Below are 11,046 nucleotides of genomic sequence, written 5' to 3' on the forward strand. Positions count from 1 at the left end.
AGTGGCCCTTTTCTTTACGCGTGCATTTGTGTCGGCTGTGAAATGTGTTGGTTTTTTGCCACATTTTTTACAAGTTGATAATGAAAGTCAAAAACCGGTCATTTTGCACTTGCAAATAGCGGGGTTAGGTTTAATCGGGCTTGCGAATGATTATTAACTGCGGGATGCGGCTGATAGTCTCTCGATATTCACAAGTACGGAAAACCAAAACCCATGACCAAAATCCGCAGCCGTAAACACAGCGTCAATCGCTATCTGGCCACCGTCGCCGCCGTAGCCCTTCCGGCAATGCCCCTCATCGCCCACGCTCAGGCGGCCGAAGAAAAAACCCTGAAAGAAGTCACGGTCACAGCCACGGTTGATAAGTATAAGGCCGAACTGACCTCGCCTAAATATACGCAAGCCTTGGTCGATACGCCTAAGACTGTGACGGTCATCACTAAGAACATCATTCAGGAGCAGGGCGCCACGACCCTGATGGAAGCCCTGCGCAATACGCCGGGCATCACCATGCAACTGGGTGAAAACGGTAATACGTCATCAGGTGATACGTTCCAGATGCGCGGCTTTTCGGCACAGTCTTCGCTGTTCCTCGATGGCATTCGCGATCTGGGTGCCGTGACCCGCGATACCTTTAACATCGAACAGATCGAAGTGGCTAAGGGCCCGTCCGGTTCGGATGGTGGCCGGGGTTCGTCTTCGGGCTACATCAATCTGGTGTCCAAACTACCGACCCTTCAGGAGGCATCTTCGCTTCAGGCCAACCTTACGAGCGAAGGCGGCCTGCGTGCTGCGGTTGATGTCAACCACAAGCTGGGTGACACCGTTGCCTTCCGTCTGAACGCTTTCTCTCAGGACAATGATGTTCCAGGGCGTGATGAGGTTAATAATTCCGGTTACGGTTTTGCGCCGTCTCTGGCCTTCGGTTTGGGCACCCGCACCCGCCTTTATGCCTTTGCCCAACATGTGAAGCAGGACAATGTCCCTGATGGCGGCATCCCCAGCATCGGTCTGGAAGGGTATTATTACAGCCCGCCGACGACTAATCCGCCTTCGGCAGAAATTGTTGCGGCTGTACGCGCTGGCGCCAAGGTTGATCGTGAAAACTTCTATGGCTCGGTCAATGATTTCGAAAAAACCGAAGCCAATATGCTAACGATTAAGTTTGAGCATGACCTGAACGAAAACACTTTCGTTACCAATACGGCACGTTACGGCAAAACCTCGATGGATCGTGTGCTGACGGGTATCAATGCTATCACGCCGGGTATAGCGGCTGTTGGTTCCACTCCGGCGGTATATAATATTGACCCTGCAACCTGGACTTTGAGCCGTTCGCGTCAGGGTGTGGATCAGGAAAATGAAATCCTGGCCAATCAGATCAGCATCGTCACGTCATTCACCACAGGCGGACTTGAGCATGACCTGTCGGCAGGTGCCGAAGTCATGTATGAGCGTCAGAAGACTAAGACTCTGGCCACGGCACTGGTAGGGGCAACGGCGCCTGCGGTGCCTGCGGCTAACCTCTATAATCCGAACGCCAATGACGTTCTGCCGGGCCTTTTGGCCACCGGTGCTTTTACGGAAGGCAAGACGACTACCCTTTCGCTGTATGCCTTTGATACGATTAAGCTGAACGATCAGTGGCTGCTCAATGCTGGTTTCCGTTCGGACACCTATTCGACCGAAACCAATGTTGTTTCTGTTCCGACGACCGCCCCAACTACGAAGCAGGTTGTCAATGTCGAGGCCGATGATACGGTATTTAGCTGGAATGTCGGCGCGGTCTATAAGCCTCTGCCGAACGGTTCGATCTACGCGTCGATTGCCAATTCGGTGACGCCTCCGGGTGGTGCAAACTTTACCCTGAGTGAAAGCGCTACTTCTACGGCGAATCCCAACATGGACCCGCAGGAAACTCTGAACTACGAAGTCGGTACGAAGTGGGATTTGCTGAATGAGCATCTGTCGCTGACGGCTGCCTACTACCGCACGGAACATGAAAATGAAATCGCGATTGATTCTGATCCGTCTTCTGCGGTGCGCGTAGTCCAGTTCGGTAAGCGTATTGTCGAAGGCGTGGAACTGAGCGTGGTCGGTAAGATCAACGACAAGTGGAGCATCATGGGCGGCCTTGCGACCATGGACACAGAGATCACCGAAGGCTCGACGGGTAACAACGCCAATGGCGCGGCGGCTCGTTGGTCTCCGGACCTGACCGGCACCGTGTGGACGACCTATAAGGTGCTACCGAAGCTGACCATTGGTGGCGGCGCGCGCTACACGTCTGACCAAAAGCGTGTGGTCGATCCGACGGCCAATGTCTCAACCTCAAACGTACCTGAAATCCCGTCCTATTGGGTGGTGGATGCCATGGCAGCCTATGATTTCAACCGCGATGTGGCTCTGCGTCTGAATGTCTATAACCTCTTCGACGAAGACTATATCTCCACGCTTAATAACTCCGGTGCACGCCTGACCATGGGGCAACCACGGGCGGCAACCTTAAGCCTGAGCTACAAGTTCTAATCAGGCTTGGTGCGACAAAAAGAACGGCCCCCGTTGTCATGACGGGGGCTGTTTTTATTAAGAAAAGCTGTAAAACGGTATCAGGAGGCGACCGCTATGATGCTGCATATCCCTGAAATTCTGACCCGTGATCAGCTTGAGTCTATCCGCGCAGGCCTGAACACAGCATCGTGGCATGATGGAGCGGCCACCGCCGGGCCGCAAGCCGTGCAGGTCAAGCATAATCGCCAACTGCCCGCCGATGCGCCCCAGTCTCAGATTCTGGCCGATATGGTCACCAAGGCGCTCAAAGCCCATCCGCTGTTTATCTCAGCCGCCCTGCCGCACATTATTCTGACACCGCGCTTTAATGCCTACGAAGGCGGCGGGCATTACGGCAATCATGTCGACAGTGCCATCCATTTCGATCCGCTCAAACAGATCAGCGTGCGCACCGATGTATCCTGCACGGTGTTTTTGAACGATCCCGAAGACTATGATGGCGGTGAACTGATTGTTGAGGATACTTACGGCGCTCATGAGGTGAAACTTAAGTCCGGTGATGCCATACTCTATCCATCAACCTCCCTGCACCGGGTCGAACCAGTAACGCGAGGCGTGCGGCTGGCGTCGTTTTTGTGGGTGCAGAGCATGGTCAGGGACGATACCCGCCGTCAGATGTTATTCGATCTGGATATGACCATTCTGAAACTGCGCCAGACCCTCGGCGACAGTGCCGAAGTGGTGACCCTGACGGCGCATTATCATAATCTGCTGCGGCAATGGGCTGACCTGTGACTATTCTCACCGCCATTCCCCGCGATATCGTTAGCCTCAGCGACTATGAGCGCTATGCCCGCGCGCGGCTGGATGACAATGCCTGGGTCTATCTGATGAGCGGGGCGGGTGATGAACTGACCGTGACTGATAATGCGCAGGCCTATCAGCGCATCAAACTGGCTGGTCATGTGCTGGGCGATGTGGCGGGCGGCCATACCCGGCTTGAGTTGCTGGGGCAGGCCTTGCCGCATCCGATATGTGTGGCACCGATGGCCTATCATAAACTGTTCCATCCGGACGGGGAGGCGGCGACCGCTATGGGGGCTGGCGCGGTCGGGGCGGGCATGGTCATAAGCTCGCTGGCGTCGGTGTCGTTTGAGGAGATTGCGGCCAAGGCCACCGGCCCGCTGTGGCTGCAACTCTATCTGCAACCGGATCGGGGCGCGGTGCTTGAGATGGTGCGCCGCGCCGAAGCCCTTGGGTTTGCCGGGCTGATGGTCACGGTCGATGCCCCGCTGGCGGGTCTGCGCAATCGTGAGCAACGGGCCGGATTTACGCTGCCGGATAGGGTGAGAGCGGTCAATGTCACGTCGCCGCCCGTAACCTTGCCGCCGCTTTCTGCCGGTCAGAGCGTAGTGTTTGATGGCCTGATGGCGCAGGCGCCGACCTGGGCCGACATGGAATGGCTGACCGGGCAAACTTACCTGCCGGTGATGCTTAAGGGTATACTGACGCCCACGGATGCAGTGCGGGCCTTTGAGGTCGGGGCGGCGGGTGTGGTTATATCCAATCATGGTGGGCGGATTCTTGACGGCCTACCTGCAACAATTGATGTTTTGCCCGCCATAGTCTACGCCGCCCAAGGGCGCGGGCCGGTGCTGATCGATGGCGGTATCCGGCGCGGCAGCGATATTTTCAAGGCACTGGCGCTGGGGGCGTCTGCGGTGATGATTGGCCGTCCGGTGATGCACGCTCTGGCGACGGCGGGTGCGCTGGGCGTGGCCCATGCCATCCGTACCCTGCACGAAGAACTGGAAGTGGTCATGGCCTTAAGTGGCTGCGCAACCTTAAAGGATATCTCACGAACGCATTTAATTACGGCATGATCATAACTGTGGCCTTAAAATAACAGCCATGAAAATCAATGTGGATTTTGTTGCCAGATGTGAAAATCGGTCTTAGGGTGGTTATGTCCGGCGAACCTTTTACCTATCGACTCCCTCTATAGGCCAAGGCTTGCGCCCAAACTGGCCACACTATAAGGCACCCGTCAGGACGCACACACCTGACGGGTTTCTTTTATATTAAATTAATCTTAAAATTATTTTTATCAATAAACTTATATTGATTGAGAGCATGCTGACAACTGAAAATCGCTTTAGTTGCGACGGCTAAGGATTTGTGCCTTTAGGCCCATGTCGCGCTCGATCTTTTCACGCAGTTGCAAGCGCTTGGTCAGGGAATAGGTGTTGAGGCAAATGGTAAAGGTCGCCCCAATCAATTCGGCGACTTCGGTCTCGCCTTCGGCCTCGGCGATCGATTTGATGTAATCCAAAGCGGCAATGACATTATGGATGGTCTGCTCACCATTATCGAGATCATCCAGAGAAAAGACTTCCGGCTTTGTCGGGTTCATAAGTTGTATTCCCTGTCTGCGCCCTAAAGCCCCCGCCCTCGAAACCGCAAATGTGAGGCTAATCGGAATCACTATGCGTGTGCATCACGAGAATACGTGATGCGGCCATGTATATTTGCTGATTCAGGGATGAATTATGCCTGCCATGACGGCTTTGACGACCGCTTGAACGCGGTTGGTGACCTCAAGCTTGCGAAAGATGTGGCGCATATGGGTATCGACGGTATTGCGGCTAATGGTCAGGATGGTGGCAATGTCCTCATCGGTCTTGCCGGCAGCGACCCATAGCAGGATTTCTTCTTCCTTGGGGGTAAGCACAGTGAAGGTTGCGATGTCAGGCCGGGCGAACAGGCGTTTATAGGCGGCGTAAAACTGGGTGCAATAGGCGCTGATCAGATCAAGGTTTCCAAGACAGGCATCGGTGCGTTCCGTACTGGCCAGCGCCACACCTGCGATCTGGGCGCGTCTTCCTTTGAACGGGACGCCAATGCCGTTATTCAATCCGGCATCTTCGGCCAGCCGCATCAGGCTTATCTGCACCTTATCCAGCGATTGCTGTTTTTCCAGATCCGACCACAAAAACCCCCAATGGTGGGTGGCCGCGGCGCGCAGTACGGGGTCAAAGCGCGCCAGTCCTTTTTCTTCATAGTGTTTTTGCCAGTCTTCGGGATAGTTGACCAGCAAGCCTGTGCGGTTAAATTCGGCCGGTATATCCAGATCGCGCGGAACCGAAAAATTAATCAGATCATAGCCAAACCTGTTCATGGCACCGGTGAACGTGCCAAACAGGTCATCCGCCGTTGCGGCGCGTGCCGTATCCGTAATAAAATCTTCGAAGCGATGTGTACCTGGTGTATGCAGCATGACTTGAATTAAGGCTTTGTTGGGGTCACGCTACATGGCAATTGTGATCACGACAACGACTAAGGTTATAAGGTAGATAATAATGGCTTTGGCAGTGTCTTCTGATTTCGATGGCGGTAATATTGAGGTCGTGGCGATAGACGGCGCTCAGGCCGATCTGCGCATCCGTAAAGATAGCCGCGCGGGCTGGAGCCAGTGGTTTTATTTTCGCGTCGACTGTGAGGCGGGGCAGCCGCTGACCCTGACCCTCAAAGACGTTGATCAATGCTCATACCCCGGTGGCTGGGATAATTACCGCGCCCGCGTCTCAGAAGACGGGCAGGTTTGGCGCCAGTGCGATACCCGCTATGAAAACGGCGATCTGATTATCAGCTATACGCCGCAAACGCCGGCCGTGTGGTTTGCCTATTTTGCCCCCTATGGCCTGAACCGCCATGAGGAACTGCTGCACCGGGCCGCGGGGGCAGGCGCCAAACTCGACATCATCGGTCATTCGACCGAGGGCCGACCCATTTCGCGTCTGCGGTTCGGCAATGGCCGCAAAAAAGTGTGGTTTCTGGGGCGGCAGCACTCCGGCGAAACCATGGCCAGTTGGTGGATGGAGGGGGCGGTGGCCCACCTGATGAAAACCTCCGATCCGGAAGTGGTGGAGCTCCTGTCGAAAGCGACCATCTATTTGGTGCCGCTGGTTAATATCGATGGGGCGTTCCACGGCAATCTGCGCGCCAATGCGGCAGGCCTTGATCTGAACCGGCAATGGCATATTCCGCCCGAAAATGCGCCCGAAGTCGCGGCTATCCTTAAGTCCATGGACGATACCGGCGTGGACTTCATGATGGATGTCCACGGGGATGAAGCCATTCCTCATGTCTTTATGGATGGCTGCGATATCGATGTGAAATCGACCCCGGCCCAAAAGACAGGCTGTCAGGACTATTATGCCGCGCTGCTGAAGGCCTCACCGGCCTTTCAGACGGTACATGGTTATCCGCCCAATTTCGGCGGCGATGACGCCCCGACCATCTGCGCGCGTGCCGTGCCCCGTCGCTATGGCTGTGTTGGCATGACGCTGGAGATGCCGTTCAAGGATAGCCTTGATGTGTCCGATCCTGAACAGGGCTGGTCGCCGCAGGCCAGTGCTGATCTGGGGGCAGCCTGTCTGAAGGCGTTGAGCGTTGTTATTTAATTAAAGATATCACGCCTTTTGGCGGCGGGCGGGTTGGTCCTGTTCCATGTAACGCAGAACCAGATCGCCGGACATCGGCTTTGAGAAATACCAGCCCTGAATATAGTCGCCGCCCAGTTCGCTCAATATTTCATACTGGGCTTCGGTTTCCACGCCTTCCATGACGCAGGTCAGGCCCATGTCCTGACACAGCACGATCAGAGACCGCACGATTTTGAAACTGGCCGGATTGATGTCGATGTCCGAAATAAAGCTCTTGTCGACCTTGATCTTATCGAGCGGCAAACGGTGGACGTGGCTGAGCGAGGAATAGCCGGTGCCGAAATCATCGAGCGAAATCCCGCAGCCCAGCGCCTTGAGGGCATCAATCGCCCGGCGGGCCTGCGCGAAATCGCTGGTGATAGAGGTTTCGGTGATCTCAAAATCGATGCGCTTAGGGTCAACCCCGCTCTGGTTGACGCAGGCGATGATCTGCACCACGCCTTCGGCCACGGAGATATCCTGCGCCGACAGATTGATCGAAATGCGCACATGATCGGGCCATGAGGCCGCGGCTTTGAGCGCCTTTTGGATGAGCACCTTCGTCATCGGCCGGATCAGGCCGGCACGCTCAGCAATGGGGATAAACCGGTCCGGGCCGATAGCCCCCAGAAACGGACTTTGCCAACGGGCGAGGGCTTCAAACGCGGCGATGCGGCCAGTGCGGGCATCGACGATCGGCTGATAGACCACGGACAATTCGCAATCGAGATCAGCCACCTGCAAGGCCTGCTCGACCACGCTGTGCTCATGGATCAGTTTCTCATGGGCCTGCGAGAACAGCACGGTCTGACCGCGCAGATGGCGTTTGGCGTAATAGAGGGCATAGTCGGCGCGCTCAAACAAACCATCGGGCGTATTGGCGGAATCGGGGAAGGTGGCAAAGCCGATACAGGCTGAAATCTGGGCGTGGGATGCGCCAATGTCATAGGGCAGGCGCACGATTTCGCCCAGCTTTTGCCCCAGAGCCATAAGGTCTGAGTCGCTGGGGTTGCCGGTGACGACCAGCCCGAACTCATCACCGCCCAGCCGCGACAGGATGATATTTGAGCCGCACAGGCTTTGCAAACGGCGACCGGCCTCGATCAGAACCCGGTCGCCGGTCGCGTGGCCATAGGTGTCATTGACCGGCTTAAACCCGTCCAGATCGACAATGCCAATGGCAAAGCGGTCGCCGCTTTTGTGGCAGATTTCAAAGGTCAGGTTAAGTGCGGCAAAGAAACGCCGACGGTTCGGCAGGTCAGTCAGGCTGTCGAGATTGGCGATGCGAAAATTATCGTCGCTCAGGCGTTCGGTCTCTTCCTGCTTGACGGTCAGATCCTTGCGCGACTGCACCAGATTGGCAAAATCGCGGTAATAGACCATCAGAATAAAGATCATGGCAATCGACACCAGCGCCAGATTGACCGCCACCGCCCGTAAGGCCGCGTGGCCTTCAAACATAAAAAAGATGATGAACGGCGTGTTGACGATCAGGGTCACTAGAAGTGCGGCGGAGCGTACATGCATCAGGCAGAAAATGCAGCCAATGACCGTCAGGGCCATGAAAAACGCAATAAGCCCCTGGGCATAGGGATCGCCGTAGGGGTAAAGCGCCAGACTCCAGGCTGTAAACCCGATCGCCAGTCCGACGGCCAGTTTATGGGTCAGGCGCAGTTGTTTTAAGATCTGCGCATCGTCATATTGCGCGTGCCGCCGCTGCCACCACACCCTGAGACGCACGGCACACAGGATGCCAAACGTGACGGGTATATAAACGGCCAGCCATATCGGGGCTTCGCCGTAATAGGTATACGAGACCGTCAGCGCATTGGTGGTCAGGATAAAATAGAGAATGGGGGCCTGTTTGGTGAAGGCCTCAAACTGAGCGCGCACCAGCGCCGGATTATCCGACTGAACACGGAAAAGATTTATCAAGCGCATAAAGGGCGACGGGGACAAGGGCTCAACCTGCGGACGGCGGACAAAACGTCCGTTCACGAATTCTTCGATTGAGGGAATTCTAGCAGGCTTAGATAAATAAACCTTTACAGACGCAGGCGGTGTTTTCAAGATTCGCCGTTGTGTTTAACCGCCTGAAAAAACTGAGAAAAATGCCACTTCATCGATATCATTCAAGGCGATGTCTTCGCGCGCCTTGGTCTGGTTGACGCTCATGTGAATATCAGATGGTTTCAGGGCCTGAGCGGCCATGAGGTCTGAAAATACCGTATCGCGCAGCCGGTGGAGTGTCAGGCCCGCCTCATGCGGCACGGTGATTTCACGCTGACCGATCAGGTCGGATATTTTTCCGAAGAATAAAACGCGGATCATGTGGTTTCCTAATGATGGCCCTGTAACCATATAGTCAGATAAGACGAATTTACAGTCACATTCGCGCGGTTTTTCTGTTCATCTTCAGGCTTTTGATGTAGCCTGACTAACAGGTTTATGATGACGTTTTTGCCCGAAAATACACCGCCAACGCCCCGCGCCGATGTTCATGGCCGCCGCATTTCCTATGTACGGATTTCGGTGACGGATCGCTGCGACTTGCGCTGCACGTACTGCATGAGCGAGCGTCAGACCTTTTTGCCCAAATCGGCGCTGTTGTCCTATGAGGAACTGGAGCGCCTCAGCCTGTTTCTGATGGATCAGGGGGTTAAGACCTTGCGCATTACCGGCGGTGAACCGCTGGTGCGCAAAGGTATATTGGACTTTCTGAAACGGATCGGCGCACATGTCAAAACCGGCCGCCTTGAGGAACTAACGCTGACCACCAATGGTACCCTTTTGAAAGACGCCGTGCCCGATCTGGTGGCGGCGAATATCAAACGCATCAATGTGTCGATGGACAGCCTGAAGCCCGATGTGTTCCGGCGCATTACGCGCGGCGGCGATATTGCCAAGGTGATCGAAGGGATTGAGGCGGCGCAAGGCTCAGGCATTAAAATCAAGCTGAATGTGGTTGTGCTGGCGCGTGATAACCGTGCGGGAATTTCGGATATCATCACCTGGGCGCATGGCCGCGGGATAGATGTGTCGCTGATTGAGACCATGCCGCTGGGCGACGATATTGCGGGCCGTGAGGATCAGTTTGTATCGTTGCGCGATGTCGTACGCGACCTGTCGTCGTTCTGGAGCCTTGAGCCGCTGACGGAAAAAACCGCCGGGCCCGCGCGCTATTACCGTGTGGCGGAAACCGGCGGTAAGCTGGGGCTGATCACGCCGCTTAGTCACAATTTCTGCGACGACTGCAACCGGGTGCGGGTGACCGCAACGGGTAAGCTTTACATGTGTCTGGGGCAGGACGACCACGTCGATCTGGCCGCCGCGTTGCGGGCTGATCCGACCGATGCTGGTCTTGATGCCGCCTATACCGAGGCCCTAAGTCACAAACCCCGCCGCCATGAATTCCTGATTGAATCAGGTACAGTGCGCGGCGTAGGCAACCGTACCATGTCCGTCACCGGAGGATAGATTTTGCTGCCCCTTACCGACACTGACCGCACCTATATCGGCGCGGGTCGTATCCACGAAGACCGCCCGTTCAAGTCCGTTAATATCGCCATACTCACCGTATCCGACACGCGCACGGCGGAAAACGACACCTCCGGCGATGTGCTGGCGCGGCGGATTACGGACGCCGGTCATCATCTGGCGGCGCGCAATATTGTGCGCGATGATGTTGAGCACATCTGCGGCGCGATCCGCACCTGGATTGCCTCCGGTGAGGTCGATGTGATCATAACCACCGGCGGCACCGGTATCACCGGCCGCGACGTCACCCCCGAAGCCGTTGAGCCGATGTTTGATAAGCGTATCGAAGGCTTTTCGACCATTTTCCATATGGTCAGTTTCCAGACGGTCGGCCTGTCGACCCTGCAATCGCGGGCCTTGGCGGGGCTGATCGACGGGGTGTTTGTGTTCTGTCTGCCGGGCTCAAACGGTGCGTGCAAGGATGGCTGGGATAAGGTCATCCGCTGGCAACTGGATAGCCGTCACGGGCCGTGCAACATGGTCGAACTGATGCCCAGATTAAAAGAGAAATAGA

Annotated in this window: 10 protein-coding genes; 6 read left to right on the plus strand and 4 right to left on the minus strand. The window is 55.8% G+C overall.

The genetic code is table 11. From position 1 onward, the window contains the following. Positions 1–213: 213 nt before the first annotated feature. The 3 genes from IE102_RS04935 (at position 214) to IE102_RS04945 (ending at position 4,394) form a co-directional block, all read left to right on the plus strand. Complete coding sequence (locus IE102_RS04935) at positions 214–2,529, plus strand: catecholate siderophore receptor Fiu (RefSeq protein ID WP_189485259.1); 2,316 nt, start codon at positions 214–216, stop codon at positions 2,527–2,529. A 96-nt stretch (positions 2,530–2,625) separates the two neighbouring features. Then, entirely contained in the window at positions 2,626–3,306 is a 681-nt protein-coding gene (locus tag IE102_RS04940) for a Fe2+-dependent dioxygenase (protein ID WP_189485261.1), read from the plus strand. Next, positions 3,303–4,394, plus strand: a complete 1,092-nt coding sequence (locus IE102_RS04945; protein ID WP_189485263.1) for an alpha-hydroxy acid oxidase — start codon at positions 3,303–3,305, stop codon at positions 4,392–4,394. Before IE102_RS04940 ends, IE102_RS04945 begins: the two co-directional genes overlap by 4 nt. A gap of 272 nt (positions 4,395–4,666) precedes the next feature. Here IE102_RS04945 and IE102_RS04950 read toward each other — a convergent pair whose 3' ends face one another. Both IE102_RS04950 and IE102_RS04955 read right to left on the minus strand, forming a co-directional pair. Continuing rightward, complete coding sequence (locus IE102_RS04950; protein ID WP_189485265.1) at positions 4,667–4,924, minus strand: hypothetical protein; 258 nt, start codon at positions 4,922–4,924, stop codon at positions 4,667–4,669. A 123-nt stretch (positions 4,925–5,047) separates the two neighbouring features. Next, entirely contained in the window at positions 5,048–5,788 is a 741-nt protein-coding gene (locus IE102_RS04955; RefSeq protein WP_189485266.1) for a helix-turn-helix transcriptional regulator, read from the minus strand. 82 nt (positions 5,789–5,870) lie between these two features. Between IE102_RS04955 and IE102_RS04960 the strand changes: the two genes are divergently transcribed. After that, on the plus strand, positions 5,871–6,974 hold the full coding sequence (locus IE102_RS04960) for a M14 family metallopeptidase (protein WP_189485268.1): 1,104 nt from the start codon (positions 5,871–5,873) through the stop codon (positions 6,972–6,974). 9 nt (positions 6,975–6,983) lie between these two features. Here IE102_RS04960 and IE102_RS04965 read toward each other — a convergent pair whose 3' ends face one another. Further along, entirely contained in the window at positions 6,984–8,993 is a 2,010-nt protein-coding gene (locus IE102_RS04965) for a putative bifunctional diguanylate cyclase/phosphodiesterase (protein WP_229807564.1), read from the minus strand. Positions 8,994–9,080: 87 nt separating this feature from the next. Beyond that, positions 9,081–9,326 carry a MoaD/ThiS family protein gene (locus IE102_RS04970; protein ID WP_189485270.1) on the minus strand — a complete coding sequence of 82 codons (246 nt, stop codon included), beginning with the start codon at positions 9,324–9,326 and terminating at the stop codon, positions 9,081–9,083. Between the two features lie 120 nt (positions 9,327–9,446). Between IE102_RS04970 and moaA the strand changes: the two genes are divergently transcribed. After that, a complete protein-coding gene (gene moaA, locus IE102_RS04975) occupies positions 9,447–10,472 on the plus strand; it encodes a GTP 3',8-cyclase MoaA (protein ID WP_189486007.1) in 1,026 nt (341 codons plus the stop codon). Between the two features lie 6 nt (positions 10,473–10,478). Next, positions 10,479–11,045, plus strand: coding sequence for a molybdenum cofactor biosynthesis protein B (gene moaB / locus IE102_RS04980; protein WP_189486008.1), 567 nt, complete (start codon positions 10,479–10,481; stop codon positions 11,043–11,045). Position 11,046: the final 1 nt, after the last annotated feature.

Origin of the sequence: Asticcacaulis endophyticus (assembly GCF_014652575.1) — a bacterium.
GTDB lineage: Bacteria > Pseudomonadota > Alphaproteobacteria > Caulobacterales > Caulobacteraceae > Asticcacaulis > Asticcacaulis endophyticus.

Excerpts from the sequence above, each read along its gene's own strand:
- IE102_RS04970 (WP_189485270.1), bottom strand. The coding sequence starts at position 9,326 with ATGATCCGCGTTTTATTCTTCGGAAAAATATCCGACCTGATCGGTCAG.
- IE102_RS04950 (WP_189485265.1), bottom strand. The coding sequence starts at position 4,924 with ATGAACCCGACAAAGCCGGAAGTCTTTTCTCTGGATGATCTCGATAAT.
- moaA (WP_189486007.1), top strand. The coding sequence starts at position 9,447 with ATGACGTTTTTGCCCGAAAATACACCGCCAACGCCCCGCGCCGATGTT.
- IE102_RS04935 (WP_189485259.1), top strand. The coding sequence starts at position 214 with ATGACCAAAATCCGCAGCCGTAAACACAGCGTCAATCGCTATCTGGCC.
- IE102_RS04940 (WP_189485261.1), top strand. The coding sequence starts at position 2,626 with ATGATGCTGCATATCCCTGAAATTCTGACCCGTGATCAGCTTGAGTCT.
- IE102_RS04960 (WP_189485268.1), top strand. The coding sequence starts at position 5,871 with ATGGCTTTGGCAGTGTCTTCTGATTTCGATGGCGGTAATATTGAGGTC.
- IE102_RS04955 (WP_189485266.1), bottom strand. The coding sequence starts at position 5,788 with ATGCTGCATACACCAGGTACACATCGCTTCGAAGATTTTATTACGGAT.